Below are 22,831 nucleotides of genomic sequence, written 5' to 3'. Positions count from 1 at the left end.
ATGACGCACCCCTGTGCCGGATCCTGCTGGCAACAGCAACGATGCGGTTATGACCCAAGGGCCTGTGGGCCAGGCGGGCTCGGCTGCGAGCGATGGCGAGGAGCGCTTTCGCGCCATGGCCGAGCTGCTGCCCAGCATGGTGTTCGAGACCGATGAGACCGGGGCCAACACTTGGGCCAGCATGGCGTGGGTGCGCTTTACGGGCCTGAGTCGCGAGCAGCTTGCCGGCGAGGGCTGGCGAGCGGCCATCCACCCGGACGACCTCGCCACCAGCCATGCCGGCTGGCCGCTGTCGGTGGCCACTGGAGCCGAGTTCCTCGCGCGCAGCCGCGTGCGGCGCCACGATGGCGCGTGGCGCTGGCACCTGGTGCGCGCCGTGCCCCGGCGCGACGCCGCCGGCCACGTGCTGGCCTGGACCGGCTCGGCCACGGACATCGACGACCTCGTGCATGGCCAGGCCGCCCTGGAGGAGCAGGAGCGGCGCAGCCGCTTCCTGTTGGCGCTCAACGAGCGGCTGCGCGACCTCACCGACCCGCAGGCCATCGTGGACGCGGCGTCCGCGGCGCTGGGCACGCACCTGGGCGTGGCGCAAGTGGGCTATGCGGAGGTGGAACAAACGCCGTCGCATACGGTGGTGCGCGTGCATCGCGACTGGAACGACGGGCGCCTGACCTCGGTGGTGGGCGAGTGGCGACTGGAGGATTTCGGCGAGTTCGTCGCTGCGGCGATGAAGGCCGGCCGCAGCATCAGCGTGGCCGACGTGCGGCAGGATGCGCGCACCAACGCGCCCGAGGTGCTGGCGGCCTACGAGGCGATCCGCACCTATGCCTGCCTGAGCGTGCCGCTGCTCAAGCACGGCCGGCTGGTGGCGACGCTGTTCGTCAACCACTGCCAGGCACGGCCGTGGCAGGACGTCGAGATCGAGCTGGTGCAGCAGCTGTGCGAGCGCGTGTGGGCAGCGGTGGAAAGGGCGCGTGCCGAGCGGGCGCTGGCGGCCAGCGAAGCCCACCTGCAGGCGGTGCTCGATGCCCTGCCCGTGGGCGTGGGGCTGGCGGACGCCGAAGGCCGGCTCGTGCGCCATAACGCGGCGAACCGGGCGCTGTGGGGCATGCTGCCCGCGACCCACCACCGGGAAGAGTACGGGCAGTGGGAAGCGTACTGGGGCGACAGCGGCGAGCGCATCGCCGCCAGGGACTGGGCCCTGGCCCGGGCGCTTCGCCAGGGCCAGGTCGTGCGTGGCGACCTCGTCGAGTACCAGCCCGTCGGCGGCGGGCCGCGGCGCTGGTGCCTCAACAGCGCAGCTCCCGTGCGCGACGCGCAGGGCCGCATCGTCGGCGGCGTGGCCGTGACGCTGGACGTGACGCCGCTGCGCGCGGCGCAGGCGGCGCTGGCCGAGCGCGAGCGCATCCTGTCGCTCTTCGTGGAAAACGCCCCGGCAGCCATTGCCATGTTCGACACGGGCATGCGCTACCTGGCCGTCTCGCGCCGGTTCCTCTGCGACTACGGCCTGCCGCCAGACACCCCGGTGATCGGCAGCTCGCACTACGAGGTGTGGCAAGGACAGCCCGCGCACTGGCCAGCCCTGCATGCGCGCGCACTCCAAGGCGAGAACGTCGTGCAGGAGCGCGACGCCTTCGTCGGCGCCGATGGCCGCCAGGGCTGGCTGCGCTGGTCCATGTGCCCGTGGCGTGACGGCCAAGGCCGCATCGCGGGCGTGCTGCTGACAGCGGAAGTGATCACGGCGCAGGTGCAGGCCGAGCAGCAGCTCCACAGCAGCGAAGCCCAGGCCCGGCAGGCTGCGGCGCAGCTGGCACAGACCCAGCTGCGGCTGGAGGCGGCCCTGGCCAGCGGGCGCCTGGGCGTGTGGGACTGGAACATGGTCACGGGCGAGTCCTGGTGGACGCCGCAGATGTTCGAGCTGGTCGGGCTGCCGGTGCGCGAGGACGGCGCGGCGCGAGCGGACTTGTTCATGGCCATGTTGCATCCCGAGGACCGATCCGGTGTCGAGCGTGCCGTGGGGCAGGCCCTGGACGGCACACACCCGTTCGACACCGAGATGCGCCTGGTGCGCGCCGACGGAGCGACGTGCTGGGTGCTGGGCCGGGCCGTGGTGCTGCGCGACGAGCAGGGCCGGGCACAGCGCATGGTGGGCGTGAACCTCGACATCACGGCGCAGAAGGTGGCGCAGTTGCGCGTGCAGGAGCTCAACGCCACGCTGGAGCAGCAGGTGCTGCAGCGCACGGACGAGCTGCAGCTCGCAGCCGGGCGTGAGCGCGCCATCCTCGCCAGTGCGGCCAGCGCCATCGTCGCCACTGACCTGGCCGGTCGCGTCACCTCGTTCAATCCGGCTGCCCAAGCCATGTTTCAGAGGAGCGCCGAAGCGGTACTGGGCACCCCGGTCGTCGATCTCTATGACGCGCAGTACCTGCACTCGCACCTGGCCGACTTCCCGCCGGAGGTGCTGCAGGTGCTCTGGCCTGACGACGCCGCCCGCCTCCAAGGCTCACCCGGCGCCGAGCGCAGCGAGTGGATCTACGTGCGCGCGGACGGCACGCGGTTTCCCGGGCTGCTCAGCGTGAGCGTGCTGCGCGACGCGTACGGTGCGCCCCTGGGCTTGCTGGGCGTGGTCACGGACCTCAGCGAGCGCAAGGCGCTGGAAGAGGCGCTGCGGCAGCGCACGCAGCAGGCGGAAGCCGCCAACCGGGCCAAAAGTGCTTTCGTGGCCAACATGAGCCACGAAATCCGCACGCCCATGAACGCCATCCTGGGCCTGACACACCTGCTCGCTGGCGAGGGCGCCACGGCGCAGCAGGCTGCGCAACTGGCCAGGATCGAGGGCGCGGCGCGGCACCTGCTGTCCATCATCAACGACATCCTGGACCTCTCCCGTATCGAGGCCGGCAAGCTGGAGCTGGAGCAGCGCGATTTCTCGTTGCCAGCCCTGCTGGAGCAGGTTCGCTCCATGATCGGCGCCAGTGCCGCGGCCAAGGCGCTGGCCGTGGAGGTGGACATGGGCGACGTGCCGGCGTGGCTGCTGGGCGACGACACGCGCGTGCGCCAGGCGCTGCTCAACTACGCGGGCAATGCGGTCAAGTTCACCGAGTCGGGAAGCATTACGCTGCGCTCACGGCTGGAACAGCAGCGCGACGCGAAGTTGCTGGTGCGCTTCGAGGTTGAGGACACCGGCGTCGGTGTCAATCCTCAGGAGGTGGCGCGGCTTTTCGAGGCTTTCGAGCAAGCGGACGCCTCGACCACGCGCGAGCACGGTGGCACGGGGCTGGGTCTGGCCATCACGCGGCGCCTTGCCGAGCTCATGGGTGGCAGCGCCGGTGCACGGCCCCGTCCGGGCGGGGGCAGCGTGTTCTGGTTCACGGCCTGGCTGGGGCGAGGTGCCGGCGCTCCAACGGCCGAGGCCGCGCCTGCACGCCCTGACGTCGCACTGCGCCAGCGCCACGCCGGCGCACGGGTGCTGGTGGCGGAGGATCACCCCGTGAACCGCGAGGTGGCGCTGGCGCTGCTGCGTAACGTGGGGCTGGACGTCGATTTCGCCGAGCACGGCCAGGCGGCTGTGGAGAAGGCTGTCCGTGGCTGCTACGACCTGGTGCTCATGGACATGCAGATGCCGGTGATGGACGGGTTGCAGGCCACGCGCGCGCTGCGCGCGATGACGAGCCTGCAGGCATTGCCCATCCTGGCCATGACGGCCAACGCCTTCGGCGAAGACCGGCAAGCTTGCCTGGCCGCGGGCATGGACGACTTCGTCACCAAGCCGGTGGAGCCGCAGGTGCTGTACGCAACGTTGCTGAAGTGGCTCGAAAGCGGGCGTGGCGACACGGCAAGGCAGGTGCATCCGGCGCCGCAGCCACCGCCCGGGTCGGACTGGCACAGCGCCTGAGCACCGACCTGCACTGTTAGTCAAGCCGTGGCTGTCGCCGTGCGGGCGCCTTTGCTTGCTGCCCCCAACCAAGCACGCCACCCTTGGCCACAAGCAGGTCCCAGCAGCCGTGAACCGTGGCCATGAGCTCCTTGTGGTCAAAGGGCTTGGCCAAGTAGGCAGCGCAGCCCGCACCCAGGATGCATTCCCGGTCGCCCTTCATGGTCAGTGCGCTGAGCACTGAACCGAAGTCCTCTACACCGGCAGCGTCTCGACGGACGCGTGCTTTGGAGCACATGTGAAAGATACGTGCAATGCGGTTTGGCGCCTGAAGTGGTATATTAGACATGCGCTTGTATTCGATGAAACGATGACTTCCTACGAGTTCGTTTTCTCAACGTAAGCGCCTGGATCACGAGTTGATCTCTCTCCTTTCCCAGGGCTGCTGATTGCTTAGGCGATCTTGATGTTCTGGCTACCTCTGGTTCGCAGCGAATACCCCTGCCAACCAGCGCCTGGACCGAGTTCATCCGCCACACAGGCACGTGCGCCTCGCACGCCACATTAGCCAGACCCGGCCGGCCGTCTATGAAGGCCGTGCCACCGAAAGCACTACATCGACATATCCATCCGGGTAGGCAAGTACCTTGTCTCCCCTCTGACCCGATCTCTCGGGCAGGGCCGCTTCGCCGCCTCCGTCTCCATTCGCAGCGGACGAGGCAGCGCTACGCATGACCGCGTCCTGCGCTTCACGCCGGAATTCGGTTCCGGTGAGGCCGCGCTGCACTACGCCACCGCTCAAGGACTGGACTGGATCGGGCGCACTGCTGCCGACCAGGCTCCGGCCTGATCGAGCCCCGTTTTCCACCCCTTACAGACATCGAAAGTGACCTCATGGCCAAGGAAGAATTGATCGAGATGCACGGCGTCGTTGGCGAAGTTCTGCCCGATTCGCGCTTTCGCGTGAAGCTGGAGAACGGGCACGAGCTGGTGGCCTACACCGCCGGGCGCATGAAGAAGCACCACATCCGCATCCTGGCCGGCGACAACGTCTCGCTGGAATTGTCGCCCTACGACCTGAGCAAGGGCCGCATTACGTTCCGGCACCTGGAGCGCCGGGGACCGCCGCCTTCGGCTCAGCAGCGCAGGCGTTGATAACTCCGCACGCAGCCACACCTCACGACGCGGCTTCTTCGCCAAGAAGCTGCTCCACCGCACCAGCCTGAGCTGGGGCGTAGCTACTTTTCCACTACCGTCACGACAAGGAACGACGACATGACTACCGAAACCGGCACCGTCAAATGGTTCAACGAAACCAAGGGCTTTGGCTTTATCACGCCTGACAACGGCGGCAAGGACCTGTTTGCCCACGTGAGCGAGATCCAGGGCACTGGCTTCAAGACCCTGGCTGAGAACCAGCGCGTGGAATTCCAGGTCACGCAAGGCAAGAAAGGGCCGCAGGCTTCCACCATTCGGACGCTGTAACGCAGCACCGGCGTCCCAATTCTCGCCGGCAACCTTGACCACATGACTACACAAGCCGGCACCGTCAAATGGTTCGATGAACCCAAGGGCTTCGGTCTTATCAAGCCCGACAACGGTGGCAGCGACTTGTTTGCCCACTTCAGCGAGATGGTCTGCGCTGGTGGCTGCAAGGCACGCTGACGCAGCGACGCGGCATCCTCACAGTTCCTGTCGGATGCACGTGGACCGCGCAACGTCCACAGTCATGTTGGGTGGCCAGGCACCATCTTGAGGTGGTCCTGGCCGGGTCTTGTTAAGACATGTCCTTGCTGATGCTGAACACCGGCAACAGTTGGCCAATTCGTACCGGTACGCCTTGGCTGTCAAGCTCGACATATCCAGAGACACCCAACGACTGCTCGTTGCTGCTCACGGAAATCGACAGCATGGGATTCGACGGCGCAGATTCATGCGTCTCGTCTACCGTGCACACCACCATCGATTGCTGCGCTAGATACATGCTGACGGTGATGACTTCAACGCCCGCACCAGCGGCTGCCGTTGCGTCGGCGTCGAACTTGTCCATGGCCTGCAGAACGTTGTCCTTTGGTGGTTCGATATCAAGCAGGGCACGTTCTACGCCGCGCTCCAACTCGGTGGCCTGAAAGGCAATCCAGCGGCCTGGAAAGTCAGAAAACCGCATGCCAGAGCTGCTACAGCTATTGGCGAAGCGGGTGAAAATGGCAGTCAGCGACTCGGGCAACTGCAGCGTATGGTTCATTTGCATGTTCGTGTAATGTGCCATGCCACGAGCCTTTGGCCAGGCTGAAGGGCTTTGAGCGTTGCATTGATTGACAGCGCAACCTTCAGATTTGAGCAGATGCTTGGTCAAGCCCATCATTCAAAGCTTGCCATCCAAGTCGCCTGCAGCAGGCCACGCCGCAATGCCGTGCGCACCGGTCGCTCTGCAACTTTCGGAGCGAAGGTGGTGGTGTTGCCGAAGTCGCTTTCCGGCAGTCTTGCTCTCGTCCATCAAGGCGTGCTGGCGCCAGGATGCCTGGCCACGGCTGCGGCGTCACATAGAGAGTCCCGGCATTGTGGAGATCGAATTGCACACATATCGCCGGCCGCGACCAAGTCCAGGACGAAGCGCTGTGACTGAATTGCGCCCGGTACACCGACATCCTGCTCACACTCACCGAGCCTCGTCCCAAGCGGAAATGATGCGGGAACCGACAACAGCGCGTGTGCCACGAATGCCGCTGAAAGGCGCTCGAAAGTGAACGTTGGGCGGTGTTTCCGCCGCAGCCGTGTGTCTGCGGATCGCACGCCGCTGACTACACCGTCCATCGGCAAGGGATGCCGCAGCGTTGGTCCCGAAGCCTGCGTCGGCTGAATCTTCACCCACGCAACCGCCAGCCATCTTCAAGGATCGTCATGGTCAGGCTCCAGTTCGCTATCGAACTCCGCTACAACGTTCTGTCGCCCTCGTGCGATTTCATCTTCAACATCCAAGCGGCCCATACCCGCAGCCAGACCGTGCGCCACGAGCGCTTGTCTATCCAGCCCTGGCTGCCGTACGAGGTGCAGATGGAGCGCGTCCATGGCAGCCGTTTCCTGCGGCTGCATGCCGGTGCAGGTCCGCTGCAGGTTAGCTACCAGGCCAGCGTCGACATCTGCCACCATGCTCAGCGCACGGACACGATCACCGAGATGCCGGTGTCCCAACTGCCCTTGGCGGTACTGCCCTACCTCTATCCGAGCCGTTACTGCCAGTCTGACCAACTGCTGCGGCTGGCCGCCAGCGAGTTCGGCCACCTGCAGCCGGGCTATTGCCGAGTACAGGCCATACGGGACTGGGTACAGCACCGTGTCACGTTCAAGCAAAGCAGCACCCATTCGGGTACTTCGGCCTTGGACACGCTCAACGACCGGGTGGGCGTATGCCGTGACTTCGCGCACCTGATGATCGCCCTGTGTCGGGCGCTCAACCTTCCAGCCCGCTTTGCAACGGGCATCGACTACGGCGCCGACCCTCGGCTCGGGCCGAGCGACTTCCACGCCTATGTCGAGGTCTACCTCGGTGGACGCTGGTACATCTTTGACCCTTCGGGTACCGGTATCCCGATGGGGTTCGTTCGGATGGGCACCGGACGGGATGCGGCCGATGCCGCCTTTGCCACGATCTTCGGTGCCGTTCAGTCACCACCGGCGGTGCCGCGGCTGCATATCGAGGCGCTGGCAGATCCGCGGGACGGCTGTGTCATGCCCATCCATTGCCTTGAAGCACTGTCTACCGACGACGGGTCACCCCAAGCCGTCGCCCAGGCATGATTCAGTTGTCGGCTCACTCGCGTTGGCCTCGATCGAGAGTAGGATTTCAGGTGATCTGGAATGGGCTGAAGCCGGAAATGCTTCCCGGCGCACCTTTTCTGGCATTGCCTTGAGCGTGCTGATGCATCGCTTGTCCAACCACAACAAGCGGTGCAGCCCCCTTGAAAGCGCTGGCCTGTGGACGTACCGGCGGCCGGCCGGCGGTGGCCTCGTGGAGATCGGCACCGTGCAGGGTAGGGAAGTGGCCTTGCCACCTCACTTGCACGACGAGGACCAGTTGGTGTTCGTCGTCGCCGGCCAGCGCCGCTTCCTCATCGGCGAGACCGTGCGTTGCGCGAGGGCGGGGCAGGCAACGCTCATCCCGGCCGGCACGCCTCACCGGTCGCTGTCTGAGTCCTCGGACGTGGTTTGCATCAACCTCTATCTGGCACCGGGGTGCTACGCCGTGGACAACTTGATGGCAGACCTGTCCCGGAGGTGGCGTTGCGGCCCAGGCCTCGACGAGTCGAGCTTGCTGTGGCTGGTGGACGCTCACCAGATTGCCACGCCAGAGCCCTTCGCTACGAACGCCGGCGAAGGCCTCTGCGATGTACGTCCTGGCCCGGTCTGGCAGGCCGCCCGCGCTGCCGGCCTGAGCCGGGAAGGCTATTCACGGCGCTTCACGCAGCTGCACAGCATCCCGCCGGCCACGTTTCGCATGCTCATGCAGCTCAACGTCGCGCGGCGGCTGTTGAGGGCGGGTCAGCCCATCGCGGCTGTTGCCGCAGAGACCGGGTTCTCCGACCAGAGCCACCTGGGCCGGTGCTTTCGGCGCTTTTTTGGCGTAACACCGGGCCGGTACCGCGCGGGCTGAGCCCGGTCACATCCGTTCTATATCAGGGCGAGCAAGCACCCTATCGTGCCGCTGCGCGCGCACGGTCCAGGTCTTGGCGCCGGGGGCATGCGCAATCGAGCTCAACCAGGGAAAAACGGATGTCGCCTACGTCAACGCTCATTTCTTCGCTCCTTGTCATCGGCGCTGGCATCAGCGTCGCCTTGCAGCAAATCCTCAACGCCAACCTTCGAACACAGCTGGGCTCGCCCTGGTGGGCGGGCTTCGTCAGCTACTTCGTCGGCATGGTGGCCATGCTGCTGGTGGCCACGATGGCGCCCGGGCCCCGTCTGTCACTGCCGAACATCGGTTCTGGCACCGGCTCGTGGATGGCATGGACCGGCGGCGTCTTCGGCGCCATCTTCATCGGGACGGCCATCCTCATGGTGCCGCGGTTGGGCGCAGCCACGGTGTTGGCGCTGATCGTCGTGGGCCAGATGCTGGGCTCCATGGCTTTCGACCATTTCGGCCTGTTCGGAATGCCTCAGCACCCAGCGAGCCTGGTTCGGATGGCAGGCGCCGGATGCCTGATCCTTGGCGTCGTCCTAGTCCGCGCCTAGCGCACAGCCAACCGCGTGAATCGTGCGATGGCCGCCCATGGCGGATCAAAATGGTGGCCGTCGGCCATCGCATGCCACAGTGCCCAGCGCCGCATGCGCGCTACATTGGCCACGTCGAACTCGTTGAGAGGAGGGCGCTCATGCAAAGACCCAGTCCCGTGGGGATGATGCTTCAGTTCGCGTTCGGTTCTGGTCCAGCGCGGCCCAAGTCATCCGGCGGCCCGGCATCCCAGGCCAGTGACGACGCTGCCTGCGAATCATCGCCACAGATGCTGGCGCTGGTGACCGCGGCCAAGGCTTGGTGGGAAGCCAGCCGGCCCGCGGGCTGGTCGCTGGAAGAGCATCTGGCCGACCCGACCGCCGGTTGCCGCGATGGAGCGCAGGAGCGAGCGCTGGCTGAAGCGGTTGCGCAATGGGTGAGGCAGGGCGCCTGACTGGATGGCGCGGCACGGGCAGAAGTGGTGTGCGAGCCATCGCCCGGTGGCGTCTTGGTTCCGCTACGCTGTTGGGCATGTCTGCGCGACACCATCGCGCCGAGGAGCCTGTGGATGTCAAACAGCCCCCGTGAGCCGCTGCGCCTGCATGTCCCGGAGCCCAGCGGGCGACCCGGGCAGCACACCGACTTCTCCTACCTGCACCTGTTCCCGGCCGGCGCCGCGCGCCGGCCACCGATCGATGTCGCGCCAGCCGACACCGCTGATCTGAGCTACGCGCTGGTGCGCGTGCTTGACGATGAAGGCCGTGCAGTCGGCCCGTGGGCGCCGGCTGCCGACACCGCACTGCTCAGGCGTGGCCTTGCTGCGATGCTGCGCACCCGGGCCTTCGACGCGAAGATGTTGACGGCCCAACGGCAGAAGAAGATCTCGTTCTACATGCAGTGCCTCGGCGAGGAAGCCATCGCAACCGCGCACGCGCTGGCGCTGGAGCCGGGCGACATGTGCTTTCCCACCTATCGCCAGCAGGGGCTGCTGCTGGCGCGCGATGACATTCCCATGGTCGAGCTGATGTGCCAGCTGATGAGCAATGAGCGTGACCCGATGAAGGGTCGCCAGCTGCCGGTGATGTACTCGTACAAGCGCGCTGGCTTTTTCACGATCTCGGGCAACCTGGCGACGCAGTTCATCCAGGCGGTGGGCTGGGCCATGGCGTCGGCCATCAAGGGTGACACGAAAATCGCCTCCGGATGGATTGGCGACGGTGCGACCGCCGAAGCCGACTTTCACACGGCACTGACTTTCGCCCATGTCTACCGCGCCCCGGTCATCCTCAACGTCGTCAACAATCAGTGGGCGATTTCCACGTTTCAGGCCATCGCTGGCGGCGAGGCGACGACGTTCGCAGCGCGCGGGGTTGGCTGCGGCATCGCCAGCCTGCGCGTCGACGGCAACGACTTCCTGGCCGTGCTCGCGGCATCACGCTGGGCCGCTGAGCGGGCACGAAGCAACCTTGGGCCGACGCTAATCGAGTGGGTGACCTACCGCGCCGGCGCGCATTCGACTTCCGATGACCCGTCGCGCTACCGGCCCGCCGATGACTGGGAGCATTTTCCGCTGGGCGATCCCATCGAACGGCTCAGGCGCCACCTGATTGCCCTCGGCGCCTGGAGCGACGACGAGCACGAACGCACGCGCAAGGCGCTTGAAGCCGAGGTCGCTGCGGCGCAGAAGGAGGCGGAAGCCCATGGGACGCTGCTGGACGGCCACATCCCTCCACTGGAGTCGATGTTCGACGACGTCTATGCGGCCATGCCGTCACACCTGCGCGACCAGTTGCGCCAGGCCCGCGAGGCCGAAACCGCGCGCCGTGCAGGCAAGGAGGGCTGAGATGGCTCGGATGACGATGATCCAGGCGCTGCGCTCGGCGATGGACGTGATGCTCGAGCGTGATCCGAATGTCGTGATCTTCGGGGAAGACGTGGGGTATTTCGGCGGGGTGTTCCGCTGCACCGAGGGGCTGCAGGCCAAGTACGGCGCCTCGCGTGTCTTCGATGCACCGATTTCCGAGGGCGGACTGGTCGGTGTCGCGGTCGGCATGGGTGCCTACGGGCTGCGGCCCATCGTCGAGGTGCAGTTCGCCGACTATTTCTACCCAGCTTCGGACCAGATCGTGTCCGAGGCGGCGCGGCTGCGCTACCGCTCGGCAGGCGATTTCACGGCACCCGTCACCATTCGCATGCCTTGCGGCGGCGGCATCTATGGCGGCCAGACGCACAGTCAGAGTCCGGAGGCGCTGTTCACGCATGTATGCGGCATTCGCACCGTGATGCCATCGACGCCCTACGACGCAAAGGGACTGTTGATTGCGGCTGTCGAGTGTGACGACCCGGTCATTTTCCTGGAGCCCAAGCGGCTCTACAACGGCCCCTTCGACGGCCACGCCGACCGGCCGGTCGTGCCGTGGTCCAAGCATCCGGCGAGCGAAGTGCCCGAGGGCCATTACACCGTGCCGCTGGAGTCGGCTGCGGTGTTGCGCGCAGGACGCGACGTCACTGTGCTTGCTTACGGCACGATGGTCTTCGTTGCGGAGGCTGCGGTGCTGGAGTGTGGCGTCGATGCCGAGATCGTCGACCTGCGCAGCCTCTGGCCGCTTGATCTGGCGGCCATCGTCGAGTCGGTGAAGAAGACGCGGCGCTGCGTCGTCGTCCACGAGGCGACGCGCACCAGCGGGTTCGGCGCGGAGCTCGCCGCACTGGTACAGGAGCACTGCTTCTACCACCTCGAAGCGCCGATCGAGCGCGTCACCGGCTGGGACACGCCCTACCCGCATGCGCTCGAGTGGGCCTATTTCCCAGGCCCGCAACGCGTGGCTGCCGCGCTGCGTCGCGTGATGGAGGACTGAGCATGGGTGCACGCATCGTCAAGGTGCCGGACGTTGGCGAGGGCATCGCCGAGGTCGAGGTCGTCGAGTGGCACGTGAAGCCGGGCCAGGAGGTCGCCGAGGACCAGGCCCTTGTGACACTGATGACCGACAAGGCCGCGATCGAGATCCCGTCGCCGGCCGCAGGCCGCGTCGCCGCGCTCGGCGGTGAGGTTGGACAATTGCTTGCAGTGGGCTCGACGCTGGTGCGCTTCGACGACACGGCAGGCGGCGAAACCGCCGCGGTTGACCAATCGCGTGATGCCGGCGGCCCGCCAGCCGTTGAGCCGGCCGAGGTGCAAGCGCACCCGCCTTCGTCCGGGCATCGACTTGAGCCGGCCGCTTCCGGCGCAGTGCCGGCTCCGGCACACCCCGGCGAGCGTCCCATCGCGTCGCCCGCGGTGCGCCGCCGCGCCTGGGACCTCGGCATCGAGCTCAAGGACGTGCGGCCAAGCGGTACCGCCGGCCGGATTGTCCATGCCGACCTCGACACGTACCTTGCGAGCCATGGCGCTCAGCCACCACAGGTACCGGCTGCGGCGCCAAGCACGGCTGACGCCGTACGCGACGAGACCGAAGCGGTACCGGTCATTGGGCTGCGCCGGCGCATCGCAATGAAGATGCAGGAGGCCAAGCGGCGTATTCCGCACTTCAGCTATGTCGAGGAGATCGACGTCACGGAGGTGGAGGCGCTGCGCGCTGCGCTGAATGCGAAATGGGAGGGCCGGCGGCCGCGCCTGACGCTGCTCGCGTTCATTGCACGCGCGATGGTGCTGGCCTGCGGCGAGTTTCCGCTGGTCAACGCGCGCTTCGATGATCAAGCCGGTGTCGTCACGCGCCACGGTGCGGTGCATCTGGGCGTCGCGACCCAGACCGAGCACGGACTGATGGTGCCCGTGTTGCGCCATGCCGAGGCGCTCGACCTGTGGGCGATGGCGCGTGAGGTCCTGCGTCTGGCTGAGGCAGCACGCGCCGGGCGCGTGACGCGCGACGAGCTCACCGGCTCGACGATCACGCTGACCAGCCTTGGCGCACTCGGCGGCATCGTTTCTACGCCAATCATCAACCATCCGGAGGTTGCGATCGTCGGCGTCAACCGCATCGTTGAACGGCCGGCATTGCGCGGCGGGCTCGTCGTGCCGCGGCTGACGATGAACCTGTCGTCGTCATTCGACCACCGTGTCGTCGACGGCGTGGACGCTGCGCGCTTCGTGCAAGCGATCCGCGGCTTCTTGGAATTGCCGGCAACACTGTTTGTCGAATGACGCCGCCAGCACTGCTGTTTCAGAGCAAGCGCACTGTGCCCAGCAGCTCAAAGGCCTTGTCTTCCGAAAGCGCACCTTGCCGGTCCTTTAACGCCAGGATCTTGATGAGCGCCTCGGTGATGGGCGCCAAGCCGCCTTCGAGGATCAACGGCGGCGCGGACACTGGCGCCAAATCGCGCGCCGTTTGCAGCGGCTGAGGAGCGCTGACCGATAGCGCAGCGTTCACTGGCACATGGGCCAAGGCCGTGGTGTGAGCCGCCATGGCATCTGCATGCACCACCGGCAGCGTTCCTTGCTTTGGCGGCTGGACGGCCGGCTCAACTTGTGAGAGCAGGTCGGCTTGCACCGGGGTGGCGACAGCAGTGCGAGCCGTATTTCCGGGCAGGTCACTGGCCTCGCTGCGTTGCTCGTGATCGCCTTGGCGCTCAGCTTGACGGCGAGGGCGCGTTTTTCTAAGCACGGTCTCTTCACGGGGCACGCTGACGGTCACGGCCTCTTCTTCAGTGGTGCCGGTTGCGGCCCTCGCCGTCTCATTAAGCTGGGCCGATACCGGGTCTGCCACGGGCATGGCCTCTTTGCCTGTACCCACAGCAGTGATCTGGGCTGGCGCCGTGTCAGGGGTTGGGGTGGTCTCAGCGCCAGCACCCTTGCCACGCGGCAAGGGTGTCAGGCGCTGCAGCGTCACGGCCGGGACATCCGCTACCGTGCGAGGCGCCTCGAACCAATCGCCAGGCATGTCCAGCGCCTGCGCGATGTTCCGGCAGAAGTCCTGGTCCAGGACCTTGCCGCCATTGGCAATGGTGGACATGTAGGGCTGACTGATGCCGATGACGCGTGCCAGGGCACTCTTGGCGCCCTTGCCCTGCAGCAGGAGGCTCAAATTGCGCTGGCGCAGCTCAGGCGACGGCGTCGCGTGGTCCGCTTTCGGGGTGGACTGGGCCACAGTCACTGAGGGCGTGGTCGTGGATGCGGCCTTTGCTGCTTGCATGGAACGGGTCCTGGTGGCTTTCATGTCTTCAACAGGAACGTTGGTTGGGGCCTTGTCCGCTACAAGGGACAGTGTCGCCTGCGCTGCCTCGGCGGAATCTGATGATCCGATGGGAACAGCTTGGCCGAGCTGCGCCGAAGCGTCTTGAACGGGGTTCCCGGCCATGCGTGACGTCGGTTGGAGCACGGCCGATATCACGCCGGCTGACCGCAACGGGTCGGATGCCGCCACTGCTGGCATGGACGCAGCGTCGCCATCGACATCGTCCTCATGCAGGCCAGCTTTCTCTGGGTGTCTCAGCAACTCCAGGGTGCCCTCAGGCACTTCCTTGTTGAGGCCATCCAGCCACTTGCCCGGCAGGTTCAACGCCCGCTCAACATGAAAAGCCGTCTCGTCCGCACAAAGAGCACCTCGGGACATGGCCTCCAGGCGTTCCAGAGGAACCTCTGCCACGAGGGCCAGCGCCTCGCGCACCGGCGCCTTGTCCAGCAACAGCCGCAAATTTGCGGCACGCAAGGCACCGTTGACGCCTTGCTGGGGCGACTGGGGCTTGAAACTGTTTTGCCGCGGTCCGTCGGACCGGCCGTTGGACCCTATATGCAAGACGACGTCGTCGCGCATGGGATCACGAGAGCCCCTTGCACGGCTCGGCCCACGGCTGCTGTCACGACGTTTCGTTTGCCAATCAGGCTTTGCCAAGTGTTCCTCCCGAGTTCAGGATCAAGCAGGTTGTTCAGCCATCGTTCATGGCCTTGTGAACAAGAGTCCGGCCTGCTGTCGAGCGAGTTTTGATCTTCTACTTTACTCGCGCATGCAACACGCGTGCTTTATTACATTCGGGCCCAGCAGGCGGCGTGCTTATCGTCGGTGCCTGGGCCGGATACCGGCAAGTTCGATGCGCAGCGCTTCCCGATCAAACTGAGGATCTACCAGGTCGGGCAGCCATTCCAGCCGTTCATAAAAGAGAAGGGCGGCGGCATAGACGGCCATGGATACCGAAGCCTCGCCACGTTCGAGATTGATGATGGTCGGCGGCGATGCGTTGAGCTCGGCAGCCAGGTCGCGGATCGTCATCCCGCGGCGTTCTCGTGCCAGGCGCAAGTTGGCTCCCAGCGTCGTGAGTGCATTCGTGATTGCCGGAGACAGATCGCGGGACAGTTTTGGGGCACGTGACATGTGTTTTAGTTAAACACAGTCGCGTAAGTTGTTCAAATATAATTGAACAGTTGGTTTCCAACCTTGAATTGATGCTCAGGCATTTCGAGACTGGCTTCAAGCTCATTGGAGAACACATAAGTCTGGAGGCCAAGGTGCTCAAACGGACTGTGCGAACTTGGTCATCAACAACCAGATGTTTTGCTCGACTACTGGGCCAAGCGCTCAATGCGGGAGCCAAACCACACCAGCCATCGCACGCGACTCTTTCAAGGCACCATTGCGGCTCATCACTGCATAGGAGAGCTTGTCCGTGTCAAAAACTGAAACCCAGAAGAACAGCGCTTTCATGAAAGCTTTGAAGCCCAGTCCTGCCCTGGCAGTCATCGTGGGCACCGAGCCACTTCCCCGCACCGAAGTCACCAAGCGCATCTGGGACTACATCAAGCAGCACAACCTGCAGAACCCGGCGAACAAGCGCAATATCTTGTGCGACCAGACCTTGAAGGCGGTCATGGGCAAGGACGAGGTGACGATGTTTGAGATGACTGGCCTGGTCGGCAAGCATTTGGCTTAAGCGCAACTTGCGTCGACAGACTTCGGTCGTGACTCATGAGAAAGCCCTGCAGTGCAGGGCTTTTTTACAAATAACTGGCGAGTAGTTGGTTTTGTCAACCGAGCCGCTGCCACGCCGTGCGGTGAAACGGCAAACCAGATGGGAATTGACCCGTGAACGATCCTGCTCAATAGGTTGGTTCTGTCACAAGAGTGCTGGCCTGGGCAGCGAGACAGCAGCGCTTAAGTTTCTCAAGCAACGAGCGCGCCGATGCCACACGGACAAATGAGTGAAGTGCCCCGCAGTTGCCGTGTCCCAGGCAGTGAGTGGGCTGCTGCAGCGACTTGCGGCTTGATCCACATAGGAGGACATGCGACAAGGCGTGGCTCGCTCAGCATGTTGCCAAGCAGCTTTGCAACGGATCGGCTGCAGAAAGAAGAGGGCCGGCTGAGCCGGCCCTCCAGGGTCACAGACAAGGCAACTGTCACTGACATCAGCGCGTCAGGGCTGCCGTTGGGGGCACCGGTATCGCAAGCGACACCAGCGCCCCTTTCAGCCAGGACGGCCGTTACAGCTTAGGTGCACAGGACGCAAATTTCGACGGGCAACCAGCGTTCAGGCCACCAGCCCCGCCTTGGGGGAAAGCTTCGCCCTTGAACATTCTCAGTACGTCCTGCCAGGGGTTATGCCTGGAAGTATGGCGGTACCAGAAGACGTAATTGCTGTGCAGTTGGTCACGTGCAAAGGTGTAGATTTTGCGCACGTCCACCTGCACATAGGGACCGCCGTGGCGTACAGCTTCATAGCTGTCGGACTCTACCTTCATGCCGATGGGAATCACGCCTTTGGCCTTGTCGTTGAAGACGTAGGCGGATCTCTCCAGGTCCGGGTCATTGATGAAAACGTCAGGTCCGCCCATGCCCACGCCCTTGTCCTTCATGTTTTGGAACAGAGGCGGCACCAGATTGGCTGGGTAATTGATGAACTGCAGCACCACGCTGTTGGGAAAAGCGGCGCGTGCAGCCGTGTCCACTTTGGCCAGGTTGGAGAAGAACTGCTTTTTCTGCGCGTCCGACAAAGGCTTGACCATCATGCCGAAGGCCGTTTCGGTGAAGGTGATGCCTTCGAAGCTGTTGTCCTTGTTGTAGCGTTTGCCCAGGGCCTGGACCAAGGCTATCAAGCGGTTGCGAACATCGTCATCGTGCAGGGAGGCATTCTCGCCATAGGTGCCCTTGATGGTGCCGATGCGAAAGGCGCCACCGCTGTACTGCGCCGTGCGCAAGTAGTCAGGCACGGCCTTGTCGCCGTCGAAAGTCTTGGTTCCCAGCGTCAGGAACAGCCGTTTGCCCTTGGCCTTGGCCTTGTTCAAGTAGCGGTCGATGCGAGAGAAGTCATAGACGCCCTTGCTCTTTTCCAACTGCCGCCAGTTGGCCCGCACCATGATGCCTTTTACATGAGGCATGCCGGCCGTTTCATTCAAGCCGGCGTCGATGACGAAATCACCAGCGTTCGAGCCATATTCGATGTAATGGCCGGGATTCCATTTGGTCACGACGCCGGCTGCCAGATTGGAGGACAGCAAAGCGTTGCTGTCGTTGGCTTGCTCATTGACGAAAGTCAGCGGATCCAGCACCGGGACATCGTCGCCCACGAAATCGTCCGGTCCGAAACGGATCGAATAATCTTCAGTGGAGTCGGCAGTATTTGAAGAGGCCGTCGCCAAACCCAGCGCGATCTCTCTTTGCGCATCGGTGGGCGAGGTGGCGGTTTCCATCTGCGCAACAGTTTCGCTTTGGAGGTCTTCTCCTCCACCGCATGCTCCAAGAAAGACGGAGCATGCAAGGGCAATGGCCAAAAATTTCCTTTGGTTTGAGAATTTCATCCGGTCAATCAACGGCTTGCCTAGGCAGGCACGCGCGGAGCGTGTCACCTGGGCTTGGGCACAGTGGACCTGGCGGGCGCTTCAAAACGCGCCTTCTTTGCTCAGGGTCGATAAGGATCGCGCAGAACGTCGTGGTTCGTAGCGCGTACTGAACGATGCCACGCAATGCTGCAGCAGTCGTTACGGCTCTTTGGATGAGTAAACGAATGCAGACACGCCTTGTCGACGACGTCGGGGTGCTTTTGGTGAAGAAAGTTTCGTAAGCAACAGATTGGCCGTCACGTTGCGCGCCGCAGTGCTGCAGGGCTGGGTGTGAACGTGGCCGTGCTGGAAATGGGCGACCTGCGCATTGTCAGCGCCGCGCATGCACGCCTGAGTAGCGTGGCATTGCACCATGGGCAGATCGGCGCGCGTGCCAATCGGAAAGCCTGGATAGGCACGCACGCACCGGCCGTCACGCAGTGGCCGTGCCTGCAGAGAAATGCCTTGTGCGCCCAGCTTGTCTTCGTTCAAAGCTCGTCCAGCAGTTCCTCCAACGCCGCAAGATGCCGCACCTGTGCCTGCAGTTCTGCAGGCAACAGCTCTGGTGAACCCAGGGCGCAAACACGCATGCCGGCCGCCAAACCGGCGCGCATGCCAAACATGCTGTCTTCCACCACGACACAGCGCTCAGGCGCCACGCCGATGGCGCGTGCCGCATGCAGAAACAGGGCCGGATTGGGCTTGAAGGCGCCGACTTCGTAGGCGCTGAAGATCCGTCCCTGCAGCAGCGGCAACAGTCCCGTGACGGACAGGGTGAGCTCCGTCTTGGCGCGCGGACCGTTGGTGGCCACGCAATAAGGGACGGTGAGCCGCTGCAGCAGTGCCAATGCGCCAGGCATGGGCTGAAGCTGCGTCTTGAATGACTCCGCCATCGTGGCGCGGACGGTCGTCTCGAAGTCTGCCGGCAGTTCACGGCCCCAGCGCTGCGCGATCGTGGCCAACGTGGTGGCCATGCTCTGGCCCTTCATCGTGTCCAGGTCAGCCAGGTGCACCGGCTCCACGCCCAGCGCGAGGGCCTCCTGAGCCATGGCGGCCAGCCCAAGGGGCTCGCTGTCGACCAGTGTGCCGTCGCAGTCGAAGATGACCGCATCAAACCGCGAAGCTGTCGTTTTCATCGCACTCCAGAGCTGTTGGCCATCGTCGCGAGCATCCCACGACTGCCATTGGGCCGCGTCCAAGACGGTTTATGGGACCTGGCGCCCTGCCGGGGCCGCACAGGCCTCACGGTTGGCGGCCCAGGGCCGCCGCAGCAAGAGCAGCACTTTGGCCGGAGCTGGGAGAAACCATGAGACATCAAAATCTACCGACTAGGTATGCTCATCATACCAGCTCGTAAGACACCGCTTTTCGAGGTGTTGGCCGAGTGCTTCCGCTGTTCGAGACCCAGACCTGGAGAGGTAGTGATGAAGGAAAAGATCGCGTTGTTCGGTGCCGGCGGCAAGATGGGGGTGCGCCTGTCAAAGAACCTGCTCAAGTCTGACTTTGTCGTGCGCCATGTGGAGCCCAGCGTCGTGGGCCGCCAGCGCCTGAAAGACGAAGTGGGCCTGACCTGCGTGGACGTCGATGAGGCCTTGGACAATGCCGACGTCGTGATCCTGGCGGTGCCTGATACCCTCATTGGGAAGATCTCGCACGACATCTCGCCCAAGCTGCGCGCCGGGACGATGGTCATGCTGCTGGATGCGGCCGCACCTTTCGCCGGCCATTTGCCCGACCGCAAGGACCTGACCTACTTCGTCGCCCATCCGTGCCACCCGACGATCTACAACGACGAGACCGAAGAAGCCGCGCGGCGAGATTACTTTGGCGGCGGGGCGGCCCGGCAGTCCATCACCAGCGCGCTGATGCAGGGCCCCGAATCGGCCTTCGATTTGGGCGAAGCGGTTGCCAAGGCCATCTACCAGCCGATCAAGAACTCGTACCGCCTGACCGTGGAGCAGATGGCGCTGCTGGAGCCCGGGCTGTCGGAGACCGTGTGCGCAACGCTGCTGCAGGTGATGCGCGACGCCATGGACGAAGTGGTGCGCCGTGGTGTGCCGCACGATTGCGCGCGCGACTTCCTGTTGGGCCACATGAACATCCTGGGCGCGGTGATCTTCAATGAGATTCCGGGCGCCTTCTCGGACGCCTGCAACAAGGCCATCACCTTTGGCAAGCCGCGCCTGATGCGCGACGACTGGCTCAAGGTCTTCGACCGCGAGGAGATCGCCGACAGCATCCGCCGCATCACCTGAGGCGCGGCGCAAGCGCCCAGACGAGGCCCGGCCGCGCCTGCGCGCCGGATGACGGATGCACAGATGAAGAGGAGTTCGCGGTGAGCGAACGGATCTACGCCAGCTATTGGCTGGAAACCGGGGACGACCCGGCCCGCGCGGCGGAAGTGATCGCGGGCGAGCAGTCCAGCGGCACCTTCGTGGCACTGCCCAACGAGACGCCCGAGCTCAAGGCGCGCTCCGGCGCGCGGGTCGAGCGGCTGGAAGTGCTGGAGCGCGTGAGTGCGCCAAGCCTGCCCACCCCGGTGCAGGCTGCCTACTACACCCGCTGCCGCCTGGAGCTGTCGTGGCCCATCGAGAACTTGGGCGCGTCGCTGCCCATGCTCATGGCTACCGTCGCGGGCAACCTCTTCGAGCTGCGCTGCGTCACCGGGCTGCGCATCACCGACCTGCGGCTGCCGCCGTCCTTCGCCGCGGCCTATCCGGGGCCGGCCTTCGGCATCCAGGGCACGAGGCAGCTTTCCGGCGTCGCCGGCGGCCCGCTGATCGGCACCATCATCAAGCCCAGCGTCGGCCTGTCGCCGCAGGAAACGGCCCAACAGGTGCGCGAGCTGGTGCAAGGCGGCATCGACTTCATCAAGGACGACGAGCTCCAGGGCGACGGCCCGCACTGCCCGTTTGACGAGCGCGTGCGCGCCGTGATGCGCGTGGTCAACGAGGCGGCCGAGCGCACCGGCCGCAAGGCGATGGTCGCCTTCAACCTGACCGGCGACCTGGACCAGATGCGCCGGCGCCACGACCTGGTGCTAGCGCAAGGGGGCACCTGCGTCATGGTGTGCCTGAACGCCGTGGGCCTGGTCGGCCTGCATGAGCTGCGCCGGCATGCGCAATTGCCCATCCACGCGCACCGTGCGGGTTGGGGCTCCCTCACGCGCTCGCCGGCGCTGGGCTGGGATTACGCGCCTTGGCAGAAGTTCTGGCGCCTGGCCGGGGCCGACCACCTGCACGTCAATGGGCTGCGCAACAAGTTCAGCGAGAGCGACGACAGCGTCATCGAGGCGGCGCGCGCGGTGCTGGCGCCTGTCATGCCGCAAGCGCCGATGACCGCGATGCCGGTGTTCAGCTCCGGGCAGACCGGGCTGCAGGCCGCGGCCACCCATGCGGCGCTGGGCGGGGCGGACCTCATCCATACCGTGGGCGGCGGCATCTTCGGCCACCCGCAGGGCGTGGCCGCAGGCGTGCAGGCCCTGCGCGCGGCCTGGGATGCGGCCAGGGCCGGCGTGCCGCTGGAGCTGCAGGCCGAGCGTGATGCGGCACTGCGCTCGGCGCTGGGATTCTGGAAATGAGCGCCGCACGCGAGGGCGCGCCGCAGGGCCTGCTGCTGGCCTACTACGGCGACGACTTCACCGGCTCCACCGACGCGATGGAGGCCATGACGGCGGCCGGCGTGCCCACCGTGCTGTTCCTGCAGCCGCCCACGCCCGCGATGCTGCAGCGGTTCCCGCACGTGCGTTGCGTCGGCCTGGCCGGCTCGTCACGGGGCCGCAGCCCGCAGTGGATGGAGCAGCACCTGCCGCAAGCATTTGAGAGCCTGGCGGGCTTGGGCGCCCCGGTGCTGCACTACAAGGTCTGCTCGACCTTCGATTCCTCGCCGGCCATCGGCTCCATCGGCCGTGCGATCGACCTGGGACAGCGCTGCATGCCGGGCCGTTGGGTGCCCATGGTGGTCGGCGCGCCGCGGCTCAAGCGCTACCAGGCGTTCGGCAACCTCTTTGCCGCCGCCGACGGCGCGGCCTGGCGCCTTGACCGGCACCCCACGATGTCACGGCACCCGGTCACGCCCATGGGCGAGGCGGACCTGCGGCGGCACCTGGCGGCGCAGACGGCGCGCCGCATCGAGCTGATCGACCTCGTGCAGCTCAAGGCCGGGGAGGGCACTGCGCGGGTGCTTGAGCTGTGTGGCGACGATGTGCCGGCGGTGTTCCTGGACGTGGTGGACGAGCAGACCCTGCAGGAGGCCGGCCGCCTGGTGTGGGAACAGCGGGGGGATGGCGTGTTCACGGCGTCGTCCTCCGGGCTGCAGTACGCCTTGGCAGCGCATTGGCGCTCACTGGGCTGGCTGCCTGCCACGGCGCCTGGCCTGCCCACGGCCGAGCCGGTGTCCACGATCGCCGCGGTCAGTGGCAGTTGCTCGCCGGTCACGGCGGCGCAAATCCGCTGGGCACGGGCCAACGGCTTCCTCACCGAGCGGCTTCACTTGCCCGCCGTGCTGCACAGCGACACCGCGCAGGCGGAAGTCGAGCGCTGCGTGCGCAGCGCCACGGCGGCGCTGCGGGCCGGCACCAGTGCGCTGGTGTACAGCGCCGAGGGGCCTGACGATCCGGCGGTCACCGGCTTCGATGCGCTGGCGGCCGAGGCGGGCCTGGACCGCCCAACCGCCGCGCGCCGGGTCGGGGAGGGGCTGGCGCAGGTGATGCGCCGGCTGCTCGACAGCGTCGAGCTGCGTCGCGTCGTCGTGGCCGGCGGCGACAGCTCGGGCGAGGTGGCCAGCGCGCTGGACATCGCCGCCCTCAGCGTCGTGGCCGGCATGGCGCCCGGCGCGCCGCTGTGCCGGGCCTGGTCTGCCAACCCGCGCCGCGACGGCCTCGAAATCGTCCTCAAGGGCGGGCAGATCGGCGCGCAGGCGTTCTTCGGCGCCGTGCGCGCCGGCCGGCCCGCACCCTGACGCCGCCCACGCACCAGGCGCGACGCCCGCGCGCCCATGGATATCG

22 protein-coding genes are annotated in these 22,831 nt (G+C 65.5%); 15 read left to right on the top strand and 7 right to left on the bottom strand.

The window, feature by feature from the left end; genetic code table 11:
* The first annotated feature begins 49 nt into the window (after positions 1-49).
* The 4 genes from SM757_RS09090 (at position 50) to SM757_RS09070 (ending at position 5,539) form a co-directional block, all read left to right on the top strand.
* Positions 50-3,895 (top strand): PAS domain S-box protein, encoded by a 3,846-nt coding sequence (locus SM757_RS09090; protein WP_322465179.1) that lies wholly within the window; start codon positions 50-52, stop codon positions 3,893-3,895.
* Between the two features lie 873 nt (positions 3,896-4,768).
* Complete coding sequence (gene infA, locus SM757_RS09080; protein ID WP_066337606.1) at positions 4,769-5,029, top strand: translation initiation factor IF-1; 261 nt, start codon at positions 4,769-4,771, stop codon at positions 5,027-5,029.
* A 120-nt stretch (positions 5,030-5,149) separates the two neighbouring features.
* Positions 5,150-5,359, top strand: a complete 210-nt coding sequence (cspE, locus tag SM757_RS09075; RefSeq protein ID WP_066337608.1) for a transcription antiterminator/RNA stability regulator CspE — start codon at positions 5,150-5,152, stop codon at positions 5,357-5,359.
* Positions 5,360-5,401: 42 nt separating this feature from the next.
* Entirely contained in the window at positions 5,402-5,539 is a 138-nt protein-coding gene (locus SM757_RS09070; RefSeq protein WP_084267577.1) for a cold-shock protein, read from the top strand.
* Between the two features lie 112 nt (positions 5,540-5,651).
* Here the strand turns inward: SM757_RS09070 and SM757_RS09065 are convergent, their stop codons facing one another.
* Positions 5,652-6,119 (bottom strand): hypothetical protein, encoded by a 468-nt coding sequence (locus tag SM757_RS09065; protein WP_322465178.1) that lies wholly within the window; start codon positions 6,117-6,119, stop codon positions 5,652-5,654.
* Between the two features lie 656 nt (positions 6,120-6,775).
* On the opposite strand from SM757_RS09065, the gene SM757_RS09060 reads away from it, so the two are divergent.
* From SM757_RS09060 to SM757_RS09030, 7 genes are all read left to right on the top strand, one after another.
* Positions 6,776-7,672, top strand: coding sequence for a transglutaminase-like domain-containing protein (locus SM757_RS09060; RefSeq protein ID WP_322465177.1), 897 nt, complete (start codon positions 6,776-6,778; stop codon positions 7,670-7,672).
* Between the two features lie 22 nt (positions 7,673-7,694).
* Positions 7,695-8,525, top strand: coding sequence for a helix-turn-helix domain-containing protein (locus tag SM757_RS09055; protein ID WP_322465176.1), 831 nt, complete (start codon positions 7,695-7,697; stop codon positions 8,523-8,525).
* Positions 8,526-8,644: 119 nt separating this feature from the next.
* Positions 8,645-9,103, top strand: coding sequence for a DMT family transporter (locus SM757_RS09050; protein WP_066337614.1), 459 nt, complete (start codon positions 8,645-8,647; stop codon positions 9,101-9,103).
* Positions 9,104-9,372: 269 nt separating this feature from the next.
* Positions 9,373-9,537, top strand: a complete 165-nt coding sequence (locus tag SM757_RS09045; RefSeq protein WP_157119019.1) for a hypothetical protein — start codon at positions 9,373-9,375, stop codon at positions 9,535-9,537.
* Positions 9,538-9,651: 114 nt separating this feature from the next.
* Positions 9,652-10,926: a 3-methyl-2-oxobutanoate dehydrogenase (2-methylpropanoyl-transferring) subunit alpha gene (locus SM757_RS09040; RefSeq protein WP_322465175.1), complete on the top strand. Its 1,275-nt coding sequence runs from the start codon at positions 9,652-9,654 to the stop codon at positions 10,924-10,926.
* Position 10,927: 1 nt separating this feature from the next.
* A complete protein-coding gene (locus SM757_RS09035; protein ID WP_322465174.1) occupies positions 10,928-11,941 on the top strand; it encodes an alpha-ketoacid dehydrogenase subunit beta in 1,014 nt (337 codons plus the stop codon).
* A gap of 2 nt (positions 11,942-11,943) precedes the next feature.
* Positions 11,944-13,224 carry a dihydrolipoamide acetyltransferase family protein gene (locus SM757_RS09030; RefSeq protein WP_322465173.1) on the top strand — a complete coding sequence of 427 codons (1,281 nt, stop codon included), beginning with the start codon at positions 11,944-11,946 and terminating at the stop codon, positions 13,222-13,224.
* Positions 13,225-13,243: 19 nt separating this feature from the next.
* Here the strand turns inward: SM757_RS09030 and SM757_RS09025 are convergent, their stop codons facing one another.
* The 3 genes from SM757_RS09025 to SM757_RS09015 all read right to left on the bottom strand — a co-directional run bounded on the left by SM757_RS09025 (position 13,244) and on the right by SM757_RS09015 (position 15,718).
* Entirely contained in the window at positions 13,244-14,833 is a 1,590-nt protein-coding gene (locus SM757_RS09025; RefSeq protein WP_322465172.1) for a helix-turn-helix domain-containing protein, read from the bottom strand.
* 237 nt (positions 14,834-15,070) lie between these two features.
* Positions 15,071-15,388, bottom strand: a complete 318-nt coding sequence (locus SM757_RS09020) for a helix-turn-helix domain-containing protein (RefSeq protein WP_084267578.1) — start codon at positions 15,386-15,388, stop codon at positions 15,071-15,073.
* 204 nt (positions 15,389-15,592) lie between these two features.
* Complete coding sequence (locus SM757_RS09015) at positions 15,593-15,718, bottom strand: hypothetical protein (RefSeq protein WP_322465171.1); 126 nt, start codon at positions 15,716-15,718, stop codon at positions 15,593-15,595.
* Between SM757_RS09015 and SM757_RS09010 the strand changes: the two genes are divergently transcribed.
* A complete protein-coding gene (locus SM757_RS09010; protein WP_322465170.1) occupies positions 15,717-15,944 on the top strand; it encodes an SWIB/MDM2 domain-containing protein in 228 nt (75 codons plus the stop codon). The genes SM757_RS09015 and SM757_RS09010 overlap by 2 nt on opposite strands.
* 547 nt (positions 15,945-16,491) lie before the next feature.
* On the opposite strand, the gene SM757_RS09005 is transcribed toward SM757_RS09010, so the two are convergent.
* The 3 genes from SM757_RS09005 to SM757_RS08995 form a co-directional block, all read right to left on the bottom strand.
* A complete protein-coding gene (locus SM757_RS09005) occupies positions 16,492-17,805 on the bottom strand; it encodes a hypothetical protein (protein ID WP_322465169.1) in 1,314 nt (437 codons plus the stop codon).
* A gap of 180 nt (positions 17,806-17,985) precedes the next feature.
* The gene (locus SM757_RS09000; protein WP_322465168.1) at positions 17,986-18,318 is read right to left on the bottom strand and encodes a hypothetical protein; all 333 of its coding nucleotides are present in this window, start codon (positions 18,316-18,318) and stop codon (positions 17,986-17,988) included.
* Positions 18,315-18,962, bottom strand: a complete 648-nt coding sequence (locus SM757_RS08995; RefSeq protein ID WP_322465167.1) for an HAD family hydrolase — start codon at positions 18,960-18,962, stop codon at positions 18,315-18,317. The genes SM757_RS09000 and SM757_RS08995 overlap by 4 nt, the downstream gene beginning before the upstream one ends.
* A gap of 288 nt (positions 18,963-19,250) precedes the next feature.
* Between SM757_RS08995 and SM757_RS08990 the strand changes: the two genes are divergently transcribed.
* The 3 genes from SM757_RS08990 (at position 19,251) to oiaK (ending at position 22,785) form a co-directional block, all read left to right on the top strand.
* A complete protein-coding gene (locus SM757_RS08990; protein ID WP_322465166.1) occupies positions 19,251-20,081 on the top strand; it encodes a phosphogluconate dehydrogenase C-terminal domain-containing protein in 831 nt (276 codons plus the stop codon).
* Positions 20,082-20,161: 80 nt separating this feature from the next.
* Positions 20,162-21,406, top strand: coding sequence for a ribulose-bisphosphate carboxylase large subunit family protein (locus SM757_RS08985; protein WP_066337629.1), 1,245 nt, complete (start codon positions 20,162-20,164; stop codon positions 21,404-21,406).
* The gene (oiaK, locus tag SM757_RS08980) at positions 21,403-22,785 is read left to right on the top strand and encodes a 3-oxo-isoapionate kinase OiaK (RefSeq protein WP_322465165.1); all 1,383 of its coding nucleotides are present in this window, start codon (positions 21,403-21,405) and stop codon (positions 22,783-22,785) included. The genes SM757_RS08985 and oiaK overlap by 4 nt, the downstream gene beginning before the upstream one ends.
* Positions 22,786-22,831 lie beyond the last annotated feature (46 nt).

Origin of the sequence: Azohydromonas lata, assembly GCF_034427735.1 — a bacterium.
Classification (GTDB): domain Bacteria; phylum Pseudomonadota; class Gammaproteobacteria; order Burkholderiales; family Burkholderiaceae_C; genus Azohydromonas; species Azohydromonas lata.
The sequence above is the reverse complement of the archived record's forward strand: the minus strand, read 5'-3'. Positions and strand labels throughout refer to the sequence as shown.